Annotated in this window: 22 protein-coding genes; 9 read left to right on the top strand and 13 right to left on the bottom strand. The window is 58.2% G+C overall.

Going from position 1 to position 20,284, the window contains the following annotated elements:
- Positions 1-141: 141 nt before the first annotated feature.
- Positions 142-372, bottom strand: coding sequence for a putative cation transport regulator ChaB (gene chaB, locus AACV31_RS03235; protein WP_004388054.1), 231 nt, complete (start codon positions 370-372; stop codon positions 142-144).
- A 272-nt stretch (positions 373-644) separates the two neighbouring features.
- Between chaB and chaA the strand changes: the two genes are divergently transcribed.
- Complete coding sequence (gene chaA, locus AACV31_RS03230) at positions 645-1,748, top strand: sodium-potassium/proton antiporter ChaA (protein WP_105580874.1); 1,104 nt, start codon at positions 645-647, stop codon at positions 1,746-1,748.
- 145 nt (positions 1,749-1,893) lie between these two features.
- Here chaA and kdsA read toward each other — a convergent pair whose 3' ends face one another.
- The 6 genes from kdsA to hemA are packed head-to-tail and all read right to left on the bottom strand — an operon-like array spanning position 1,894 to position 7,215.
- Positions 1,894-2,748: a 3-deoxy-8-phosphooctulonate synthase gene (gene kdsA, locus AACV31_RS03225; RefSeq protein WP_075198543.1), complete on the bottom strand. Its 855-nt coding sequence runs from the start codon at positions 2,746-2,748 to the stop codon at positions 1,894-1,896.
- 40 nt (positions 2,749-2,788) lie between these two features.
- Positions 2,789-3,598 (bottom strand): invasion regulator SirB1, encoded by an 810-nt coding sequence (gene sirB1 / locus AACV31_RS03220; RefSeq protein WP_015741514.1) that lies wholly within the window; start codon positions 3,596-3,598, stop codon positions 2,789-2,791.
- Positions 3,595-3,990 (bottom strand): invasion regulator SirB2, encoded by a 396-nt coding sequence (gene sirB2, locus AACV31_RS03215; RefSeq protein ID WP_007762110.1) that lies wholly within the window; start codon positions 3,988-3,990, stop codon positions 3,595-3,597. The genes sirB1 and sirB2 overlap by 4 nt, the downstream gene beginning before the upstream one ends.
- Positions 3,991-3,996: 6 nt before the next feature.
- Positions 3,997-4,839 carry a peptide chain release factor N(5)-glutamine methyltransferase gene (gene prmC / locus AACV31_RS03210; RefSeq protein WP_165154424.1) on the bottom strand — a complete coding sequence of 281 codons (843 nt, stop codon included), beginning with the start codon at positions 4,837-4,839 and terminating at the stop codon, positions 3,997-3,999.
- A complete protein-coding gene (gene prfA, locus AACV31_RS03205; protein ID WP_007762113.1) occupies positions 4,839-5,921 on the bottom strand; it encodes a peptide chain release factor 1 in 1,083 nt (360 codons plus the stop codon). The genes prmC and prfA overlap by 1 nt, the downstream gene beginning before the upstream one ends.
- Before the next feature lie 37 nt (positions 5,922-5,958).
- Positions 5,959-7,215 carry a glutamyl-tRNA reductase gene (hemA, locus tag AACV31_RS03200; RefSeq protein ID WP_032807408.1) on the bottom strand — a complete coding sequence of 419 codons (1,257 nt, stop codon included), beginning with the start codon at positions 7,213-7,215 and terminating at the stop codon, positions 5,959-5,961.
- 199 nt (positions 7,216-7,414) lie between these two features.
- Here hemA and lolB point away from each other — a divergent pair, with 199 nt between their 5' ends.
- From lolB to dauA, 4 genes are all read left to right on the top strand, one after another.
- Positions 7,415-8,038, top strand: coding sequence for a lipoprotein insertase outer membrane protein LolB (gene lolB / locus AACV31_RS03195; protein WP_165154426.1), 624 nt, complete (start codon positions 7,415-7,417; stop codon positions 8,036-8,038).
- The gene (ispE, locus tag AACV31_RS03190) at positions 8,035-8,904 is read left to right on the top strand and encodes a 4-(cytidine 5'-diphospho)-2-C-methyl-D-erythritol kinase (protein WP_161588903.1); all 870 of its coding nucleotides are present in this window, start codon (positions 8,035-8,037) and stop codon (positions 8,902-8,904) included. The genes lolB and ispE overlap by 4 nt, the downstream gene beginning before the upstream one ends.
- 127 nt (positions 8,905-9,031) lie before the next feature.
- Positions 9,032-9,979, top strand: coding sequence for a ribose-phosphate diphosphokinase (gene prs / locus AACV31_RS03185; protein ID WP_007762118.1), 948 nt, complete (start codon positions 9,032-9,034; stop codon positions 9,977-9,979).
- Between the two features lie 121 nt (positions 9,980-10,100).
- Entirely contained in the window at positions 10,101-11,780 is a 1,680-nt protein-coding gene (dauA, locus tag AACV31_RS03180) for a C4-dicarboxylic acid transporter DauA (protein ID WP_165154428.1), read from the top strand.
- A 1-nt stretch (position 11,781) separates the two neighbouring features.
- Here the strand turns inward: dauA and AACV31_RS03175 are convergent, their stop codons facing one another.
- Positions 11,782-12,828, bottom strand: a complete 1,047-nt coding sequence (locus tag AACV31_RS03175) for a MerR family transcriptional regulator (RefSeq protein ID WP_105580880.1) — start codon at positions 12,826-12,828, stop codon at positions 11,782-11,784.
- Between the two features lie 116 nt (positions 12,829-12,944).
- Positions 12,945-13,217: a stress-induced protein YchH gene (gene ychH, locus AACV31_RS03170; protein WP_007775715.1), complete on the bottom strand. Its 273-nt coding sequence runs from the start codon at positions 13,215-13,217 to the stop codon at positions 12,945-12,947.
- Positions 13,218-13,484: 267 nt separating this feature from the next.
- Between ychH and pth the strand changes: the two genes are divergently transcribed.
- The 3 genes from pth to AACV31_RS03155 all read left to right on the top strand — a co-directional run bounded on the left by pth (position 13,485) and on the right by AACV31_RS03155 (position 16,191).
- Positions 13,485-14,069, top strand: a complete 585-nt coding sequence (gene pth, locus AACV31_RS03165; protein ID WP_007762123.1) for an aminoacyl-tRNA hydrolase — start codon at positions 13,485-13,487, stop codon at positions 14,067-14,069.
- 139 nt (positions 14,070-14,208) lie between these two features.
- On the top strand, positions 14,209-15,300 hold the full coding sequence (gene ychF, locus AACV31_RS03160; RefSeq protein WP_007762127.1) for a redox-regulated ATPase YchF: 1,092 nt from the start codon (positions 14,209-14,211) through the stop codon (positions 15,298-15,300).
- Positions 15,301-15,522: 222 nt separating this feature from the next.
- Positions 15,523-16,191 (top strand): YecA/YgfB family protein, encoded by a 669-nt coding sequence (locus AACV31_RS03155; RefSeq protein ID WP_007762129.1) that lies wholly within the window; start codon positions 15,523-15,525, stop codon positions 16,189-16,191.
- A 128-nt stretch (positions 16,192-16,319) separates the two neighbouring features.
- On the opposite strand, the gene AACV31_RS03150 is transcribed toward AACV31_RS03155, so the two are convergent.
- Together AACV31_RS03150 and AACV31_RS03145 are read right to left on the bottom strand one after the other, a co-directional pair.
- Positions 16,320-17,102, bottom strand: coding sequence for a DUF3750 domain-containing protein (locus AACV31_RS03150; RefSeq protein WP_165154430.1), 783 nt, complete (start codon positions 17,100-17,102; stop codon positions 16,320-16,322).
- A 164-nt stretch (positions 17,103-17,266) separates the two neighbouring features.
- Complete coding sequence (locus AACV31_RS03145; protein ID WP_165154432.1) at positions 17,267-17,854, bottom strand: TetR/AcrR family transcriptional regulator; 588 nt, start codon at positions 17,852-17,854, stop codon at positions 17,267-17,269.
- 113 nt (positions 17,855-17,967) lie between these two features.
- Here AACV31_RS03145 and AACV31_RS03140 point away from each other — a divergent pair, with 113 nt between their 5' ends.
- Positions 17,968-18,564: an NAD(P)H-dependent oxidoreductase gene (locus AACV31_RS03140; protein ID WP_075198534.1), complete on the top strand. Its 597-nt coding sequence runs from the start codon at positions 17,968-17,970 to the stop codon at positions 18,562-18,564.
- 160 nt (positions 18,565-18,724) lie between these two features.
- Here the strand turns inward: AACV31_RS03140 and AACV31_RS03135 are convergent, their stop codons facing one another.
- On the bottom strand, positions 18,725-19,432 hold the full coding sequence (locus AACV31_RS03135; RefSeq protein ID WP_041923639.1) for a phage antirepressor KilAC domain-containing protein: 708 nt from the start codon (positions 19,430-19,432) through the stop codon (positions 18,725-18,727).
- 256 nt (positions 19,433-19,688) lie between these two features.
- On the bottom strand, positions 19,689-20,168 hold the full coding sequence (locus AACV31_RS03130; RefSeq protein WP_165154434.1) for a carboxymuconolactone decarboxylase family protein: 480 nt from the start codon (positions 20,166-20,168) through the stop codon (positions 19,689-19,691).
- Between the last annotated feature and the right edge of the window lie 116 nt (positions 20,169-20,284).

Here is a 20,284-nt window from a genome sequence, read left to right as displayed (position 1 = left end):
ATTACGGGGTGACGATAGGGGATTAACGCGCCGCTGACAAGACCGCAGCGGCGTTTTCGACCGACAAAAAACTTATCTGTCCCCGCACTGTACGCGGGGATAAAGGTAAAGATGGAAAGGAATCAGGCGATTAACTAAGCATTATTTTTTCTTATGCCATTTGTCGTCATCGCCCTTTTCGTACTCATGTTTAACGGCGGCCCAGGCGACGCGATGCGCCGTCTCTTCCCGACTGGCATCGCCGCGCCGGTCGTCCTCGTCTTTATATTGATCCCAGGCGCTGTTGAACGCCTCTTTATAGATATCCTGCGCGTGCGCCGGGAGGACGTTACGCACGTTATCGGGTAAATCGGTTCTGGAGGAATAGGGCATCGCTACGCTCCTTTACTGGCCAAAAGATAAGTGTGGAACACAATCGGACAGCGCGCCAGCCGCAAGCGAAGCGTAAAAATCTTATTCACAATCCCCTGTAAGATAAATGGATTCTCAATGAAACTGCATCTTTTGGCTAACTTAATGAAAAATTAGCGAATAGCCGTAAAAATTCGTAAATAAACCCTCATGACAGCGTGTTTTTTGGTACTTTTACGGTCAGCCTTCCTCCTCACTATAATGATAATGACCTGCTTCTCTGGAGAATTAACGTGACCAAAACAAGCCATGAGGCGGTGAAGACCCGCCATAAGGAGTCTTCTCTCATTTTCCCGGTATTAGCGCTGGCGGTGCTGGCGTTCTGGGGGTCCAGCCAGTCGCTGCCAGTGATTATCGGCATCAACGCGCTGGCGCTGGTAGGGATCCTCAGCAGCGCGTTTAGCGTGGTGCGCCACGCAGATGTGCTGGCGCACCGCCTTGGCGAACCGTACGGGTCGCTGATTCTGAGCCTGTCAGTCGTTATCCTCGAGGTGAGCCTGATCTCAGCGTTAATGGCTACCGGCGACGCCGCGCCGACGCTGATGCGCGATACGCTTTATTCAATCATCATGATTGTTACCGGCGGTCTGGTGGGCGTGGCGCTGCTGCTGGGTGGGCGAAAATTCGCCACGCAGTATGTGAATCTCTTCGGTATTAAACAGTATCTGATTGCCCTCTTCCCGCTTGCGGTGATTGTACTGGTCTTCCCGATGGCGCTGCCGGGCGGCAACTTTTCTACCGGTCAGTCGTTGCTGGTGGCGGCTATCTCGGCGGCGATGTACGGCGTGTTTTTGCTGATCCAGACCAAAACGCACCAGAGCCTGTTTGTCTACGAGCATGAAGACGAGGGCGACGACGATGACCCGCACCACGGGAAACCGTCGGCGCACAGCAGCCTGTGGCACGCGGTCTGGCTGATTGTGCATCTGATTGCGGTGATCGCGGTCACCAAGATGAACGCCAACCCGCTGGAAGCGCTGTTAAGCCATCTTAACGCGCCGGTGTCGTTTACCGGTTTCCTGGTGGCGCTGCTTATTCTCTCGCCGGAAGGCCTGGGCGCGCTGAAAGCGGTGCTGAATAATCAGGTGCAGCGCGCGATGAATCTCTTTTTTGGCTCGGTGCTGGCGACTATTTCGCTGACGGTGCCGACAGTGACGATTATCGCGATTCTGACCGGCAACGATCTCCATTTCGCGCTCGGCGCGCCGGAGATGGTGGTGATGCTCGCGGCGTTGATGCTGTGCCAGATTTCGTTTTCCACCGGGCGCACGAATGTGCTGAACGGCAGCGCGCATCTGGCGCTGTTCGCGGCCTATCTGATGACGATTTTCGCGTAGGGGTTATGGTGGGTGCGCTGCGCTGGAACGGTGGGTGCGCGTTGCTTACCCACCCTACAAGAACCTGATTGCTCCATTGGGGCGGTGGGTCACGCCCATAAAAAAACCCCGCATCGCGGGGTTTTTCTTTTTTCGGTCAGGCCGATCAGTTCTCGGTATCGAGTTCCGGGAAGCTTTTCACCAGATCGTCGATAGCTTTGATCTGCGTGAGGAACGCCTCAAGCTTCGCCAGCGGCAGCGCGGACGGGCCGTCGCATTTCGCGTGTTCCGGGTCCGGGTGCGCTTCGATAAACAGACCCGCGATGCCGGTCGCCATACCCGCACGGGCAAGCTCCGTTACCTGGGCGCGACGACCGCTGGACGCGGCGCCGAACGGGTCGCGGCACTGCAGCGCGTGGGTCACGTCAAAAATCACCGGCGCGTTGCCAGACACTTTCTTCATCACGCCAAAGCCCAGCATGTCGACCACCAGGTTGTCATAACCAAAGTTGGTGCCGCGATCGCACAGGATCACCTGCTCGTTACCGCCCTCTTTGAATTTATCGACGATGTTGCCGATCTGGCCGGGGCTAATGAACTGCGGTTTCTTCACGTTAATAACCGCGCCGGTTTTCGCCATCGCTTCAACCAGATCGGTCTGGCGCGCCAGGAAGGCCGGTAACTGGATAACGTCCACCACATCCGCAACCGGCTGGGCCTGCTCGGCGGTGTGCACGTCGGTGATGATTTTCACGCCAAAGGTCTGTTTCAGCTCCTGGAAGATTTTCATCCCTTCTTCGAGGCCCGGGCCACGGTAGGAGTGAATGGACGAGCGGTTGGCTTTATCAAAAGACGCTTTGAAAACGTAAGGAATGCCGAGCTTCTGGGTCACCGTGACGTAGTGCTCACAGATGCGCATCGCCAGATCGCGCGATTCCAGCACGTTCATGCCGCCAAACAAGACGAACGGCAGATCGTTCGCTACGTTGATATCGCCAATGCTAACCACTTTTTGTTTCATATTATCGCCTTTATCCTGTGTAAATCGGTACACGCCGCGCTTAGTGCAGGGTAATCTGCTTGTGCGAAATAGAGTTAATCTGCGCCCGAATCATCTCGCTGATCGGATCTTCCGGGCACTGCTCCACAAAATAGCTTAAATCATTGAGCGCCACGTGCTCGCAGTCGAGCTGGGCGTAAATCAGTCCGCGGTCGCGGATTTCATACGGATCTTCCGGGTTGAACTCCAGCAGCGCTTCGCTGGCGCGCAGCGCAAGCTCCATCTGCCGCTCTTCCATCAGCGCCGATTTCAGCGTGTCGAGCAGCTTGCGGATAACCAGGCTGTGTTCAGACTCTTCGAGATCGTCCATATAGAGTTCGGCCACCGGGCTGATGTTGCCTTTGAGCCACACTTCGAGCGTATGTTCATCCAGCGTTTCGCCGTTAAACGGATTGATGAGCCACATTTCGCCATCCATCCAGTCGGCGCGCAGGATGAGCTGCGTCGGGAAAATCACCGGCATCAGCGGAATATCAAGACGCCCGGCGATCCACAGCAGGATAGCCCCGAGGGAGACCGCGCTGCCCTGGCGCTTTTTCAGCACTTTATCCAGCCACAGCGCGTCAGACAGGCGGTAAACGCCGCGCGCGTCGCTAAAGCCCCACTCGCCGTAAAACAGCTCCAGCAGGCGCTCAAGCTGCGTATCCTGATGCGAGCCTTCGCAGATCTCTTCGCGGGCCAGCCGCACCAGGCTTTCGAGCTGGTCGTAAACGTCCTGCGCCGGAAAATCGTCGCGAATATGCTGTGAAACCAGAATCATGCCGTCACAGAGCGGCGCGTTGTTAAATTGGAAATCGGCCAACGACTTCATATCAACCCCAATAGCGGTATTTTGGTGGTGGCGAGTTTCACGATGATGTAGAGCACCACCAGCCCAAGCAGGAAAGCAATCCAGCGGACCTGCTGGCTGCGCGGGCGACGCCCGAGCGCGATAAAGCCTAAAACGATGTAGATGATAACGCCAAAGAGTTTTTCAGTCAGCCACGCGCCCTGCGGGGTGAACGGATAAAAATGCGTGATCAGCACCAGCGCCACGCCGCTGCCGAGCAATACGGTGTCGTTGACGTGCGGCACAATGCGCACCCAGCGCTTTGAGGACATCGGCGAGCTGCGGTACTGCCACCAGTAGCGCAAAATAAACAGACTGATGGAAATGACCACCGTCAGAATATGTAAGTGTTTTACTGCAAAATAAGCGGCCATGCTGCCTTACTCCTGTGTGTTGCGATAGTGTCCCAGCGTCAGACGTTCATTACCGCCGTAATCGCGGCAGGTTTCAACACCCTGATAGCCCGCGCGCTCAAAAAGTTCGCGCACCGCCCCGCCCTGCTGCCAGCCATGCTCCAGCAATAACCCGCCGTTATCCTCAAGGAAATGCCGCGCTCCGACAATCAGCGTTTTAAGATCCGCCAGGCCCGCATTTTCCGCCACAAGCGCGCTTTTCGGTTCGAAACGCACGTCGCCCTGCGTCAGATGCGGATCGTCGCCGTCAATATACGGCGGATTGCTGACGATAAGCGAAAAACGCGCGTCCGTCAGCGCGGAAAACCAGTGGCTTTGCAAAACCGTGACGTTATCGATGCCGAGCCGCTGCGCGTTGCGTTTAGCAAGCTCGACGGCCTCGGGGATGACATCCAGCGCGGTGACGTGGCAGTCCGGCCGCTCGGAGGCGATCGCCAGCGCAATCGCGCCGGTGCCGGTGCCGAGATCGAGAATGCGGCATGGCGTCGCGGGCAGACGCGCCAGCGCCTGCTCGACCAGACATTCGGTATCGGGACGGGGGATAAGCGTTGCCGTGGACACTTCCAGCGGCAACGACCAGAATTCACGCTGGCCGATGAGATACGCTACCGGCTCGCCCGCGGCGCGGCGCGCCAGCAGGGCTTCGAGCCGCGCGAGTTCATCGTCAGTCAGCGCGGTTTCGCCGAAGGCGAGGATAAACGTGCGCGTCCTGCCGGTCACAAACCCCAGCAGGATCTCCGCATCGCGGCGTGGCGATTCGCTTTCAGTGAGACGATGGATGGCCTGTTTCAGCCAATGCTGATATTCCATTACTCCTGCTCAGCCAGCGCCGCCAGCTGATCGGCCTGATGCTCCTGGATAATCGGCTCAATGAGCGCGTCCAGCTTGCCTTCCATCACTTCGTCGAGACGGTAGAGCGTCAGGTTGATACGGTGATCGGTCACGCGGCCCTGCGGGAAGTTATAGGTGCGGTTGCGGTCAGAACGATCGCCGCTGCCCAGCAGGTTGCGGCGCGTGGAGGCTTCCGCCTGCTGGCGTTTGGCGGCTTCCGCGGCATGGATGCGCGCGCCCAGCACCGCCAGCGCTTTGGCTTTGTTTTTATGCTGCGAACGCTCATCCTGGCACTCCACCACGATACCGGTCGGCAGGTGGGTGATTCGAATGGCGGAATCGGTGGTGTTAACGTGCTGACCGCCCGCGCCGGAGGAACGGAAGGTATCGATACGCAGATCCGCCGGATTGATGTCCGGCAGCTCGGCTTCCGGCAGCTCCGGCATCACCGCCACGGTGCAGGCGGAGGTATGAATACGGCCCTGAGATTCGGTCGCCGGGACGCGCTGTACGCGATGCCCGCCGGATTCAAACTTGAGCCGCCCGTAGACGCCCTCGCCGCTGATTTTGGCAATGACTTCTTTATAGCCGCCATGCTCGCCTTCGCTGGCGCTCATGATCTCCACACGCCAGCGGCGCGATTCAGCGTAACGGCTGTACATGCGGAACAGATCGCCTGCGAACAGCGCGGCTTCATCGCCGCCGGTGCCCGCGCGCACTTCCACGTAGGCATTACGCTCATCATCCGGATCTTTGGGCAGCAACAGTAACTGAAGCTCCTGCTCCAGCGCTTCGCCTTTCGCTTTGGCTTCCAGCAATTCGTCCTGCGCCATATCGCGCATTTCCGGGTCGCTTAGCATCAGGCGCGCGGTTTCCATATCTTCCTGGACCTGGCGCCATTCAAGGAAACAGCGCGAAACGTCGCTCAGCTGGGCATATTCGCGCGACAGAGCGCGAAAACGCTCCTGATCGGCAAGCGTACCCGCATCACCCAGCAGAGCCTGAACTTCTTCATGACGCTCCTGCAAGGCTTCCAGTTTGGCAACGATAGAAGGCTTCATAGGCGGTAGATCACCCTGTAATTAGAATTGTGTTGTGCTACTCCAGCCCGAGGCTGTTGCGCAGAATATGCAGGCGTTCATCATCCCCGTCACGGGCAGCCTGCTGAAGAGATTTGGTTGGGGTGTGGATCAGGCGGTTGGTCAGCTTGCGCGCCAGATCCTGCATGATGGCTTCAGCGTCGCCGCCGGTGCGCAGCGCCGCCAGGGCTTTGCTGGTGAGCTCTTCCCGCACCTGGTCGGCCTGGGCGCGATATTCACGGATGGTCTCGCTGACGCTCTGGGCGCGCAGCCAGGCCATAAATTCGCAGGCTTCCTGCTCGACGATAGACTCCGCCTGCACCGCCGCCGCTTTACGCTGCGCCAGGTTGTGCTGGATGATGCTCTGGAGATCGTCGACGCTGTAGAGATAGGCGTTGGCAAGTTTACCCACTTCCGGCTCGACATCGCGCGGTACGGCGATATCCACCAGCAGCATCGGCTGGTTGCGACGCGCCTTCAGCGCGCGCTCCATCATGCCTTTGCCGATAATCGGCAGCGGGCTCGCGGTGGAGCTAATGATGATATCCGCGTCTTTTAAACGTTCGTCGATATCGCCAAGCCCGATGACCTCCGCGCCGACTTCATCCGCCAGGCGCTGGGCGCGCTCGCGGGTACGGTTGGCGATGATCATTTTCTGCACGTTGTGTTCACGCAGGTGACGGGCGGCAAGCTCGATGGTTTCGCCCGCGCCGACCAGCATCACGGTGACCGTTGAGAGCGATTCGAAAATCTGCCGCGCCAGCGTACAGGCGGCGAACGCCACCGACACGGCGCTGGCGCCGATATCGGTTTCGGTGCGTACGCGCTTGGCGACGGAGAAGGATTTCTGGAACATGCGCTCCAGCTCACTGGCGTTAGCATGGCCGCGGCCGGAATCGGCGAACGCTTTTTTCACCTGGCCCAAAATTTGCGGCTCGCCCAGCACCAGCGAATCGAGACCGCTGGCGACGCGCATCAGATGGCTGACAGCGTCGTTATCGTGGTGCCAGTAAAGGCTGTTGCGCACCTCTTCTTCATCAAGATGATGGTAGTCGCACAGCCAGCGCACGAGTTTGTCGTGCAGGTTGTCTTGTTCCTCAACGCTGAGGTAAAGCTCGGTACGGTTGCACGTCGAGAGCACCACGCCGCCCTGCACCATCGGCTGCGACAGCAGGCTTTCCAGCGCCTGGTCGAGCGTATCCGGCGAAAACGTCACGCGTTCTCGCAGCGAAACAGGAGCCGTCTTGTGGTTGATGCCGAGAGCTAACAGGGTCATGGAGCGGGAATAGTACCAGCGTTGATAAGGTTTGCTGTGCGCATCATACAGGATGCGTAAGGTCAATAAAAGAGAACCGCCTCTTTTGGAGTAATAGGCCGTTTCATGATTTAAGACAACTATACCATAGACGCCCTCAGCCCCTGACGCTAGCATGAAGGGTTATAACCTCAATCAACATCAAGGATTTGTTCCTGTTATGGCGATTTCTTCTGTGCGTTTTTGGTCTCTCGCCCCGCTGGCGAGCCTGGTGCTGACCGCCTGTGTCAGCCACGCCCCGCAAGGTCCTGGCAAAAGCCCCGACGCCCCCCAGTGGCGGCAGCATCAACAGCAGGTGCAAAACCTCGCTCAGTTCCAGACCCGCGGCGCCTTCGCCTATCTTTCCGATCAGCAGAAAGTCTACGCGCGTTTCTTCTGGCAGCAGACCGGCAAAGAAAGCTATCGCCTGCTGCTCACCAATCCGCTCGGCAGCACCGAGCTTGAGCTGAACGCGAAGCCGGGTACGGTGGAACTGGTGGATAACAAGGGCAAGCACTACCAGGCAACGGACGCGGAAGAGATGATTGGCAAGCTGACCGGCATGCCGATTCCGCTTAACAGCCTGCGCCAGTGGATTGTCGGCCTGCCGGGCGACGCGACCGACTACGCGCTCGACGATCAATACCGCTTACGCGAAGTGAACTACACCCAGAACGGCAAAACCTGGAAAGTGGTGTATGGCGGTTATGACACCAAAACCCAGCCCGCCATGCCGTCTAATCTGGAGCTGCGCGAAGGCGACCAGCGCATCAAGCTCAAAATGGATAACTGGATTGTTAAATAATGACCCGTTGGCCTTCTCCGGCGAAGCTTAATCTTTTCTTGTATATCACTGGCCGTCGTGACGACGGCTATCACAATTTGCAGACGCTGTTTCAGTTTCTCGATTACGGCGACACGGTGCTGATCGCGCCGCGCCAGGACGGTCAGCTTCGGCTGGTGACGCCGGTCGACGGCGTGGCGGAAGACGACAATCTCATCGTGCGCGCAGCAAGGCTCCTCATGGAGAACGCCCGTAAGACCGGGCGGCTGCCGGAGGGCGCTGGCGCCGATCTGGGCGTGGAGAAGCGCTTACCGATGGGCGGCGGGCTCGGCGGCGGTTCATCCAACGCCGCGACGGTTCTGGTGGCGCTCAACCATCTCTGGCAGACCGGCTTTAGCGAAGATGAGCTGGCGCGCTTTGGCGTGCAGCTCGGCGCTGACGTGCCGGTGTTTGCGCGCGGCCGCGCCGCCTTCGCCGAAGGGGTGGGCGAACTGCTGACGCCCGCCAGCCCGGCCGAGAAATGGTATCTGGTAGCGCACCCGGGCGTGAGCATTCCGACGCCGGTGATTTTTGGCGATCCGGAGCTCACGCGCGATACGCCCGTCCGGTCAATGGAAACGTTGCTGAAATGTGAATTTCACAACGATTGCGAGCATATCGCAAGAAAACGTTTTCGTGAGGTTGATGCCGCGCTTTCCTGGCTGTTAGAATACGCGCCGTCGCGCCTGACCGGCACCGGAGCTTGTGTGTTTGCTGAATTTGACACCGAATCCGAGGCCCGCCGGGTGCTTAAGAAAGCCCCGGAATGGTTGAAGGGTTTTGTTGCGCGAGGCGTTAACCACTCCCCGTTACAGCAAGCCATCGCCGGGCAAACTGAGTCCTGGTGACAACGTCACCCCTGTTCCAGACGTTGCGCCATGCTCTTTAAATACACCGCCTGGATGGCGAACCTGCTTCCTGTCGCGTTTTGCGGCGCCGCCATCCACCACTGGACGCATGCCTGAGGTTCTTCTCGTGCCTGATATGAAGCTTTTTGCTGGTAACGCCACCCCGGAACTAGCACAACGTATTGCCAACCGCCTGTACACTTCCCTTGGCGACGCTGCTGTCGGTCGCTTTAGCGACGGCGAAGTCAGCGTACAAATTAATGAAAATGTACGCGGTGGTGATATTTTCATCATCCAGTCCACTTGTGCCCCCACCAACGACAACCTGATGGAATTGGTTGTGATGGTCGACGCCCTGCGCCGCGCTTCCGCAGGTCGTATTACCGCCGTTATCCCTTACTTTGGTTATGCCCGTCAGGACCGTCGCGTGCGTTCCGCGCGTGTGCCTATCACCGCGAAAGTGGTGGCGGATTTCCTGTCCAGCGTAGGGGTTGACCGCGTTCTCACTGTGGACCTGCACGCAGAACAGATTCAGGGCTTCTTCGATGTGCCGGTAGATAACGTCTTCGGTAGCCCGATTCTGCTGGAAGATATGCTGCAGCAGAACCTGGATAACCCGATTGTGGTTTCTCCGGACATCGGCGGCGTCGTGCGCGCCCGCGCCATCGCTAAACTGCTCAACGATACCGACATGGCTATCATCGACAAACGCCGTCCGCGCGCGAACGTCTCTCAGGTGATGCACATCATCGGTGACGTCGCAGGCCGCGACTGCGTGCTGGTTGACGACATGATCGATACCGGCGGCACGCTGTGCAAAGCGGCTGAAGCGCTGAAAGAGCGCGGCGCGAAACGCGTTTTCGCTTACGCCACCCACCCAATCTTCTCCGGCAACGCGGTGAACAACCTGCGCAACTCCGTGATTGATGAAGTGGTCGTCTGCGACACCATTCCGCTGGCTGACGAGATCAAAGCGCTGCCAAACGTTCGCACGCTGACCCTCTCCGGTATGCTGGCCGAAGCGATTCGTCGTATCAGCAACGAAGAATCTATCTCCGCCATGTTCGAACATTAATCGGACTGTGCTTAAAAACCCGCCCCGGCGGGTTTTTTTATTCTTTTGTTTTATTTGTATGATTTATGTATTCACCGTCTTATATTTATTTACATGATGGTGAGCTCATGGATGAAGTATCGTGAACACACAGTATCTCTCGCAAATTCTTCCCTTCCGCGCGCTGGTGGATGCCTGCTGGCGTGAAAAATATACCGTTTCCCGGCTGAGCCGCGACCTGATTGCCGGCATCACTGTCGGCATTATCGCCATCCCGCTTGCCATGGCGCTGGCTATCGGCAGCGGCGTGCCGCCGCAGTATGGGCTTTATACCTCCGCGATTGCAGGCATTGTCATTGCGCTGAGCGGCGGCTCGCGCTACAGCGTCTCGGGGCCGACCGCCGCGTTCGTGGTTATTCTGTACCCTGTCGCTCAGCAGTTCGGGCTTTCAGGGCTGCTGGTGGCGACGCTGCTCTCCGGCGTCTTTCTGGTGCTGTTCGGCCTGGCGCGCTTCGGGCGATTGATCGAATACATTCCGCTGCCGGTTACGCTGGGTTTTACCTCCGGGATCGGCATCACCATCGCCACCATGCAGATCAAAGATTTCTTCGGCCTGGAAATCGCCCATATGCCGGAGCATTACCTGCCGAAAGTAGCGGCGCTGGCGGTGGCCCTGCCCGGTCTGAATCCTGGCGATGCGGCGATCGGTATCGTTACGCTGGGCATGCTGATTATCTGGCCGCGTCTGGGCATTCGTCTGCCGGGGCATTTACCCGCGCTGCTGGCGGGCTGCGCGGTGATGGGCATCGTCCATCTGCTGGGCGGCAATGTCGCGACCATCGGATCGCGTTTTCACTATTTGCTGGCGGACGGCACCCAGGGCAGCGGTATTCCCCCGCTGTTGCCGCAACTGGTGCTCCCCTGGGATCTGCCCGGGTCTTCGTTCACGCTGAGCCTTGATGCGCTGCGCGCGCTGCTGCCCGCCGCGTTTTCCATGGCGGTGCTGGGCGCTATCGAATCCCTGCTCTGCGCGGTGGTGCTGGACGGCATGACCGGCACGCGCCACAACGCCAACAGCGAGCTTATCGGCCAGGGCTTAGGGAATCTGGTAGCGCCTTTCTTTGGCGGCATCACCGCCACCGCCGCCATTGCCCGTTCGGCGGCCAACGTGCGCGCGGGCGCGACATCGCCTGTCGCCGCGGTGTTTCATGCGCTGCTGGTGCTGTTAGCGTTACTGGCGCTGGCCCCGCTGCTCTCCTGGCTGCCGCTCTCGGCGATGGCGGCCCTGCTGCTGATGGTGGCGTGGAATATGAGCGAGGCGCATAAGGTGATTGGCCTGCTGCGCCGCGCGCCGAAGGATGACATCGTCGTGATGCTTATCTGCATGTCGCTGACGGTGCTGTTTGACATGGTGATTGCCATTAGCGTCGGGGTGGTGCTGGCTTCCCTGCTGTTTATGCGCCGGGTGGCGCGCATGACGCGGCTCGCGCCGCTGAATGTCGCCGTACCGGACGATGTGCTGGCCGTGCGGGTGACCGGGCCGCTGTTCTTCGCTGCCGCGGAAGGCGTCTTTACGCCGCTGCTGGCGCAGGCGGCAGGCAAACGCGTTATCGTGATGCAGTGGGACGCGGTGCCGGTGCTGGATGCGGGCGGCCTCGACGCCCTGCAACGCTTTATTGAACGTCTGCCGGAAGGCTGCAAGCTGCGCATCTGCCATCTCGAACTCCAGCCGCTGCGCACGCTGGCGCGGGCAGGCGTTCAGCCCATCCCTGGGCGTCTTGCTTTCTTCCCCGATCGCGACGCCGCGTTAGCCGCGCCGTAACTCAACGTGCAGGCGCAGTTCCCTGCGCCTGCATCAATGCGCCAAACGCCTGTTGCAGCCAGCCGAGCGTTTCCGGCGTCATCCAGGTGCCTTTGGAAAGGTGCGGCTCCCGCATCATCGCCTCCCGAAACTTCTGTTGCGTCTGCGGGTTATCGCCTGCAAAGGAGGAAAACAGCGTCAGCCAGTGCAGCGCTATCCCGCGCGCCTCTTCGCTTGATGGCGAGAGCTTCGTCTTCACTGCGGCATGCAGCTTCGCCACCAGCGGCGGCCACTCCATCATGCGATCGAAATAGTGCTCGCGGGTAAAAGCGAACTCCTCGGGCGTTAAATAACGCTGGTAAATCGCCAGTTTGCTTTCGGCAAATGCGCGGGTTATCCAGTCGATTATCGCGGGCGTAATGCCGGTTTTGTCGCGCATGGCAGGTTCGGCGGCATGCATTTCATTAAGGCGGGTCAGAAACGCCGGATTGCCCGCGGTATCCCGCTCCAGCGTTTCCATCCAGCGTGTAGCGAGCGCCTGCGCAGCCGGGTCGCTGACTGGTATGCCTTTCAATACCGCGTCATTCGCCTCACGGATAAGCGCGGCCCACTGCGCCTCGCGCTCAGCGCTCTCCTGCGCAAACGGCAATTGTTTCAGCTCGTCATGCGAAAACCATTTCTCATACATCGTCATCAACTCCAGTGTCTTAAGCCATTCCTGAAGATCCGGCTCATCGCCTGCCAGAAGCCCTTCACGTAGCGCCACCAGCCGGTCGCGCAGCATCGCGGTACGCGTAAGCTGGGCGTTAAGTTGGGTGATTTGCGTGTCGATGACTTCCGGCAGCGTCATGCTGCCGCTCTCCAGGCACTCCCGCACCTGCGCCAGGCTCAGCCCCATCCGCGTCAGCGCCTGAATATGATGCAGGCGTTGAATATCGTCGCGGTTATAGAGCCGGTAGCCGGCGGCCGTGCGGCCGGAAGGAATGAGCAGCCCGAGGCTTTCATAATGATGCAGCGTGCGAACCGTCAGACCGGCCCGTTTCGCGAGTTCACCTACCTGCAGCAACATAAGCCTCTCCTCTTCCCTTGCGAAGCCCACGGTGAGCCCTGACGTAACGTAAGGGTCAAGAGCGTACCATAAAAAAAGCTCCCGACCGGCGGGAGCTTTTTTCACAGCGTTTAGCATTAACTGGAGTGATGATTGCGCTTACAGCGTTTGTCATAGTGGCGCACCCACCAGTAGCGGTCGCACACCTGTTCATGACCGCCCACGCGAGCGCCAGCCAGCCACAGTACGGCACCAACAAAAATACTTAATATCGCGCCGTGCGCGAAAAACTGCGGCAGGTTAAGTTGCGGCAGCTGGTTAAGAACGGAGTAAGCGACGCCAACAACCATAACCACTAACCCCAGGCCCATCAGAAAATTGCCGAGCAACGACGCGTTTTTGCGTTTCATAGTTACCTCCGGAATGGTGGGCGGGAAAGTATCCCTGCGATTTATGTGTAAAGTATAGGCAACGCTTATGTATGAGGGTTGCGCCGGGGATCACATTTATGAACATTCTGAGGACGAAACTTTACAAATAAGCCAATGAATTGAATGAAAATCTAATGATTCATATCAGTGATTATTGATTTTCATTAAGCGGAGCGACGCGGTTTTGTGATCTGCGCGACACCACAGTAAACTACGCCGCAAACAGAGGTATTCAGGAACAGTAACGTGACGATTAAACTGATTGTGGGGCTGGCGAATCCGGGCGCGGAATATGCCGCCACCCGCCATAACGCGGGCGCATGGTATGTGGATCTGCTGGCGGATCGCTTTCGCGCGCCGCTGAAAGAGGAAGCCAAATTTTTCGGCTATACCTCGCGCATCAATGTGAACGGCAACGATGTGCGTCTGCTGGTGCCGACCACTTTTATGAACCTGAGCGGCAAAGCCGTGGCGGCGATGGCCACGTTTTACCGCATCGCGCCGGATGAAATTCTGGTCGCGCATGATGAACTCGATCTCCCGCCGGGCGTGGCGAAGTTTAAGTTAGGCGGCGGTCATGGCGGGCATAACGGCCTGAAAGACATCATCAGCAAGCTGGGTAATAACCCCAATTTTCACCGTTTACGCCTCGGTATCGGTCATCCGGGCGATAAAAACAAAGTTGTCGGGTTTGTGCTCGGCAAACCGCCGGTCAGCGAGCAAAAGCTGATTGACGATGCCGTGGACGAAGCGGCGCGCTGCACCGAAATCTGGCTGCAGGATGGCTTAACCAAAGCCACCAATCGACTGCACAGTTTTAAAGCGCAATAAACCGCGCGGCGGCGCGTCGCGAGGGCGATTTCTCCCCCGTTGCGCGCCTGTTACGTGTATAATAGCCAAATAACATCATTTCTCATCATCGGGTTAATTTTAACCCCCTGATAAACAAGCAATTAAGGTAATGTAAACCATGGGATTCAAATGCGGTATCGTCGGCTTGCCGAACGTCGGTAAATCCACTCTGTTCAATGCGCTGACCAAAGCAGGTATTGAGGCGGCGAACTTCCCGTTCTGTACCATTGAGCCGAACACCGGCGTCGTGCCTATGCCCGATCCGCGTCTGGATAAAATCGCCGAGATCGTGAAGCCGCAGCGTATTCTGCCGACCACGATGGAATTCGTGGATATCGCCGGTCTGGTGAAAGGCGCGTCCAAAGGTGAAGGCCTGGGCAACCAGTTCCTGACCAACATTCGTGAAACCGAAGCCATCGGCCACGTGGTGCGCTGCTTTGAAAACGACAACATCATTCACGTCGCGGGCAAAGTAAACCCGGCAGAAGATATTGATACCATCAATACCGAGCTGGCGCTCTCCGATCTCGACGCCTGCGAGCGCGCAATCCACCGTATCTCCAAGAAAGCGAAAGGCGGCGATAAAGACGCCAAAGCTGAGCTGGCCGTGCTGGAAAAATGCCTGCCGCAGCTTGAGAACGCCGGTATGCTGCGCGCGCTGGATCTGAGCAAAGAAGAGAAAGAGCTCATTAAATACCTGAGCTTCCTGACGCTTAAGCCGACCATGTACATCGCGAACGTCAACGAAGACGGTTTCGAGAACAACCCGTTCCTGGATCAGGTGCGTGAAATCGCCGAGAAAGAAGGCTCTGTCGTGGTGCCGGTGTGCGCCGCGGTGGAATCCGATATCGCTGAGCTCGACGACGAAGATCGCGACGAGTTCATGAAGGAGCTGGGTCTGGAAGAGCCGGGCCTGAACCGAGTCATTCGCGCGGGCTACTCCCTGCTGAACCTGCAAACCTACTTCACCGCTGGCGTGAAAGAAGTGCGCGCCTGGACCATCCCGGTCGGCGCGACTGCCCCGCAGGCGGCCGGTAAGATCCATACCGATTTCGAGAAAGGCTTTATCCGCGCGCAAACCATCGCCTATGACGATTTCATTACCTACAAAGGCGAACAGGGTGCGAAAGAAGCGGGCAAAATGCGCGCCGAAGGTAAAGAGTACATCGTGAAAGACGGCGACATCATGAACTTCCTGTTCAACGTCTAATCCTTTCTTTCACCTTATGAGGCGGCATTGCCCCTCATGAGATAGCGTTATTAAAATCCACGCTCCGGCGTGGATTTTTCTTTTTGTATCGATGTTTCTGAAGTAATGAGATCGATGCCGTTCCCGCCAGTGTACCCGCTGCGGCCAGATTTATGGCTCACATCAGGTCATAAGCGTGTACACTGCCGCGGTCGTAAACGTAAGTGCCCAGGAGGCAACAGTATGAAAGAAGGCCCGCTGACCGAGAAAGAGCTGCAATGGCTTGACGAGATGCTGGAAAAATATGGCAGCGAGGATTCGATTGTGGATGTCGCCGAGCTGGATGGTCTGCTGACCGCCGTGCTTTCCGGCCCGAGAACCATTGAGCCGAGCGAATGGCTGGTGGCGCTCTGGGGCGGACAAAACCGCATTCCCCGCTGGAGCAACGAGCGTGAGATGAACCGCTTTATGGAGCTGTGCTTCCAGCATATGAACGATATTGCCGATCGCCTCGCAGAGTTTCCCGATCAGTTCGATCCGCTGTTTGGCGTGCGCGAGACCGAAGGCCAGGATTTCACCGTCGTTGAAGAGTGGTGCTTTGGCTATCTGCGCGGCGTGGGGCTAAGCGACTGGTCGTCGCTGCCGGAAGATTTACAGCCCGCGCTGGACGCCATCGCCCTGCACGGCAAGGAAGAGAACTTCGCGCAGCTGGAGGCGCTTTCCCCGGAAGAGATGGAAGCGCGTTTTGCCGCGATCCGCCCTGCCGCGCTGGCGCTCCACGATTACTGGATTGCGCAGCCGCAAGCGGTGCCTGAGCCACAGCAGCCGATCGTTGCCGAGCAAAAACCGGGGCGCAACGATCCCTGTTTTTGCGGCAGCGGTAAAAAATACAAACAGTGCTGCCTGCACTGAATACCATGCGCCTGCGGGCGCATTTTTTTACGGGCGCGGCGAAAGCCTCATCGGCGATTTCGCGACAAGCCATCGCTTACGCGACGGATAAGCCTGATAAAAAAGTAATGGAACGGTTTGTCTATTATTTATTCGTCGCCTTCCCTGTTCTTCTGCAAATTATCCCTTCCCACCCCGCCAATAAAGGGCAGTCGAAGTTTAAGCGGCGACACATCCACGCCCATACTCAGCCCCAGGATGTTGACCTCAATCCCCTCTTCCACGCCCAGTGTGATCCCTGCAACGCCCAGGACAGAAACCTGAACGCCGCGTCCTGACGGCGGTAAGCCAACAACATGGCGCAGCGAGCGGAAATCCTTACCGATAGCGTTGGCGGGCATATCCAGCTTTAGCGCCGGGACTTCCCGGCCAATATGAGCGATAAACGTATTACTGTTTGGGCCAGGCCAGACGCGATAGGTCTCTGGCCACGGCCAGGAGGCGATAGCCGCTTCAATCTGCGGGATCATGGCTTCGGCTTTTGCCCCACGATGATCGGCCAGCAGGCGGGGTTTCGATCCGTACCAGTAGCCGTCCGGCGCGTTCTGGTTGCGTCTCACTTTCTTACCCGCGCCCCAGCTAATCACTTCATAGCGGTTATAGTGCGTTTCCCCGGCGCGCTTATAGATTATCCACGGATGCACCGCGACCACGCCTTTCCAGCCCCAGGTCGGGGCGGCGTAAACCTGTACCACCGCCAGCCCGGCGTTTTTCCGGGGATCGGGGGCCAGTCCGGCGGAATCGCTGCGGGCAGCCCACCATCCTCGCTGCGCCTGCGGATCGTGGTGATATAACGCCCGCCCGACGCTCGCGGCAAGCGACAGCAGGGTGATACAAAGAAAACTCAATGAAAGCGTTTTGATAAGCAACATGCGGGGCCAGTTACGGTTAAAAATACGTCATGACATGACGCTATCCTAACGCTGTGTTTATATCCAGCATAGCCCGTTTTGTGCTACGGATGGCACAACGAGCCAGACGACTGGCGAGTGAAAATGTCCTGCAGTGACAGGGCGCTATTTCCATCACTTGCGGCTTATTTCCTCTCCACCATCCCGACAATCGCGTCACGCAATTCCGCTTTCGCCTGGTCGGCATCAATCGCGCCAATCGTCACGGCCCAGGAGAGCCCTTCGGCGGCGCCGAACATCGCCCACAGCGCGGCGTCGCGCAGCGCGTTATCCGCCCGTAGCGGCGCAAACAGCGCGCGGCATTTTGCGATGAAATCGACCGCGTAATCCTGGCGCAGCTTTTCAAGCTCCGGCGTGCCGGTGAGCGCCGCCATCACGTTCGGCATTTCGCGCCCCTGCAACAGCGCGCATTCGATATAGGCATCGGCGATCACCGCAGCCAGCGGCGTCAGTTCGGGTGGGGTGCGCGCGATAGCCTCGTCCATTTTGCGGTTCTGGCGCACTTCATACTCGTGATAAAGCGTCGCCAGCAGGCCGGAGCGGCTGGTGAAATGATCGTAGACCACCGGTTTAGTGACGCCCGCCCGTTCCGCCAGTCTGCCGAGCGTCAGCGCCTCGGTGCCTTCTTCACAAATAATCTGCCAGGCCACTTCGGTCAACTGGGTGTGACGCGCCTCGCGGCTCAGCCGCTGGCGCGCGCGGTTTTCGGTCATACGTATTCTCCTTGACAGCGTTACCTACTAAAAGTAACTTACTAATGGTAGGTTACCTTTGGTATATCAGATTACGTCTGTCATCGCCTGATGGCAACGCAGGAGGAGTGAATATGCACGCATTAATCGTCGTTTCCCATCCGTTAGCGTCATCCCTGACCCACCGCGTAGCGCACGCGCTGGCCGAAGGTATTACGAGTACCCACAGCCGCAACAGCGCCGACATCGCCGATCTCACCCGCGAGGGCTTCAATCCGGTCTTCAATGAGAGCGACTACGCGGCGTTTATGAAAACCGCGCCGCTGCCGTCGGACGTCGCCCGCGAGCAGGCGCGCATCGATAACGCCGACGCGCTGGTGCTGGTCTTTCCGGTGTACTGGTGGTCAATGCCGGGCCTGCTGAAAGGCTGGATCGATCGCGTGTTTGCGAACGGCTGGGCGTATGAAGAGAGTCCTGAAGGGAAGGTAGTCAAAAAACTGGGGCATTTACCGGTGCACCTGGTGAGCATCGGCGGCGCAGATCGCAAAACCTACGATAAACACGGTTATCACCAGGCCTGGGATGCGCAAATTGTCCACGGGATTTTTGATTACTGCGGCGCGCCGGTTGTGACGAACGAGACGCTGTTTCTGCCGGATCTCAGCACGCCGGACGTCGCCCTGGAACAGGCGCGCGCGCTGGGCGCGAGAATTTTTACCGCGCCAGTGTAACGCGCATCAGACATGATGGTTTGCAGAACGGTTCAGTGGGGAAAAACAACGCGGGAGAAAACTGTCCCGGCGCGTCGCGCTTATGCCGTCTGCGCCTGCGGATAACCACAGGCGGAAAGCGTAAGGAAACGCCGCCGGGCGTTCACAGTGCGCCGGGCCGTCAGGCCGCGGCGCCGTTGGTCTGTGCGGCGAGGTGCGCGGCCCAGAGGCTCGCCACCCATTTCACGCCGCGCGCCGTAAAGCGCGGCTGGGCGAACGTATGCAGGTTTTCGCCCACGCCTGAGCGCAGCGTAAAGTAACCTGCCTGCAGGTGGTGATGCTGCGGCACCAGCGTCCCGTTGGCGCGCTGCATGATATTGCGCTCCAGCAGGAACTGGCGGAATTCCGGCTCCTTCACCTTCAGCATTTTGCACAGCTGGCGAAAGCCAAGCGACTCTTCGACCTGCACGAAACGGTCGAAAAACTCGGCTTTAGGGGCGAAGAGAGCCAGCTGCTGCTCCGCCCGCTGACGCTTTTCATACTGCTCGGCCCAGGCGCGCGCGGCGGCGGCCGGGTTGGTAAAGTCCGGCAGGCTGGCGTTACGCTCGCGCTCCTGCCAGCGATCGAGCATTTCGGCGGTAAACGCAGGCGAAATGCGCGCCACCGTGAGCAACGAGTCGCGTTTATTCAACAGAAACTCCTGACGCATCTCCCCTTCCCGCTCGTACAGATTAATGCCGATGGGCTGGGACAGACGCTGCGCCGTTTCCAGGCTTTTAATCATGCGCTTCACTTCACTGTGGGCAATACCTGTCAACGTCGCGATTTCACGGCTGCTCATTGTGACCGATTGATCCTGAGCATTAAGATTTTCCAGCGGAATCATCATAGGTTTCACCACTCATTCACTGACTCAATTACAACAACACCTGGTGCTTTGTAGAAATAGTATACAGTGACCTGGTTAAATATCCAGTAGATTTTTTAAGCGGTTTTACTTAAGTTTCAGGCGAGACGCGGTCTGAGACGTGTGGTCTGCTATGTGATTAAAAATTAAGCCCTTCCGATTAACCCTCCCCGATGCCCGCTACCAGCGCCCATAAAAAAAGCCCGCCAGTGCGGGCTTTTCAGACGACAAAAAAGGGTTATTCGAGCCCGGCGCGCTCCAGACCAAACGCCGCGTCCTGGCTGCCAGGCGCCATTTGCGACATCAGTTGCAGACGGTTCCAGCTATTGATAATGGCAATGGCAAAAGCGATCTCCGCGATCTCCGTTTCGGAGAAATGCGCGCGTACCTCGTGGTAGAGCGCATCGTTAATGCCCTCCTCGCCAATGTGTGTCATCGCTTCCGTTAAGGCCAGCGCCGCTTTTTCCTTCGCGCTAAACAGCGGCGATTCGCGCCACACCGGCAGATGATACAGACGCAGTTCGCGCTCGCCCGCCATCTTCGCCTCTTTCACGTGCATATCGACACAAAATGCGCAGCCGTTAAGTTGCGAGGCGCGAAGATCAATCAGATGTTTGAGCGCAGGCGGCAGGCTGCTTTTTTTCAGCGCCGCGCTGGCGTTCATCAGGGTGTTGACCAGCGCCGGAGCGGCCTGGTAATGGTTTACGCGCGTACTCATGGAAACTCCTTACATCACAAGAGAAAGCACCCCGCACGATGCGGAATGCGTCAGATTCTTCTCGTCTATCATACGGGCCCATGACATAGTAAAAAGGGTCAAAAAACGTTTAACGA

It is taken from the genome of Cronobacter sp. EKM101R, from assembly GCF_963888145.1.
Taxonomy (GTDB): domain Bacteria; phylum Pseudomonadota; class Gammaproteobacteria; order Enterobacterales; family Enterobacteriaceae; genus Cronobacter; species Cronobacter turicensis.
This window is presented reverse-complemented; position numbering and strand designations above follow the sequence as displayed.

Excerpts from the sequence above, each read along its gene's own strand:
- prmC (WP_165154424.1), bottom strand. The coding sequence starts at position 4,839 with ATGGAATATCAGCATTGGCTGAAACAGGCCATCCATCGTCTCACTGAA.
- hemA (WP_032807408.1), bottom strand. The coding sequence starts at position 7,215 with ATGACCCTGTTAGCTCTCGGCATCAACCACAAGACGGCTCCTGTTTCG.
- AACV31_RS03150 (WP_165154430.1), bottom strand. The coding sequence starts at position 17,102 with ATGTTGCTTATCAAAACGCTTTCATTGAGTTTTCTTTGTATCACCCTG.
- prfA (WP_007762113.1), bottom strand. The coding sequence starts at position 5,921 with ATGAAGCCTTCTATCGTTGCCAAACTGGAAGCCTTGCAGGAGCGTCAT.
- chaB (WP_004388054.1), bottom strand. The coding sequence starts at position 372 with ATGCCCTATTCCTCCAGAACCGATTTACCCGATAACGTGCGTAACGTC.
- ychF (WP_007762127.1), top strand. The coding sequence starts at position 14,209 with ATGGGATTCAAATGCGGTATCGTCGGCTTGCCGAACGTCGGTAAATCC.
- kdsA (WP_075198543.1), bottom strand. The coding sequence starts at position 2,748 with ATGAAACAAAAAGTGGTTAGCATTGGCGATATCAACGTAGCGAACGAT.
- ychH (WP_007775715.1), bottom strand. The coding sequence starts at position 13,217 with ATGAAACGCAAAAACGCGTCGTTGCTCGGCAATTTTCTGATGGGCCTG.
- AACV31_RS03135 (WP_041923639.1), bottom strand. The coding sequence starts at position 19,432 with ATGATGATTCCGCTGGAAAATCTTAATGCTCAGGATCAATCGGTCACA.
- AACV31_RS03175 (WP_105580880.1), bottom strand. The coding sequence starts at position 12,828 with ATGTTGCTGCAGGTAGGTGAACTCGCGAAACGGGCCGGTCTGACGGTT.
- AACV31_RS03130 (WP_165154434.1), bottom strand. The coding sequence starts at position 20,168 with ATGAGTACGCGCGTAAACCATTACCAGGCCGCTCCGGCGCTGGTCAAC.
- sirB1 (WP_015741514.1), bottom strand. The coding sequence starts at position 3,598 with ATGAAGTCGTTGGCCGATTTCCAATTTAACAACGCGCCGCTCTGTGAC.
- AACV31_RS03145 (WP_165154432.1), bottom strand. The coding sequence starts at position 17,854 with ATGACCGAAAACCGCGCGCGCCAGCGGCTGAGCCGCGAGGCGCGTCAC.
- sirB2 (WP_007762110.1), bottom strand. The coding sequence starts at position 3,990 with ATGGCCGCTTATTTTGCAGTAAAACACTTACATATTCTGACGGTGGTC.
- AACV31_RS03140 (WP_075198534.1), top strand. The coding sequence starts at position 17,968 with ATGCACGCATTAATCGTCGTTTCCCATCCGTTAGCGTCATCCCTGACC.
- AACV31_RS03155 (WP_007762129.1), top strand. The coding sequence starts at position 15,523 with ATGAAAGAAGGCCCGCTGACCGAGAAAGAGCTGCAATGGCTTGACGAG.
- lolB (WP_165154426.1), top strand. The coding sequence starts at position 7,415 with ATGGCGATTTCTTCTGTGCGTTTTTGGTCTCTCGCCCCGCTGGCGAGC.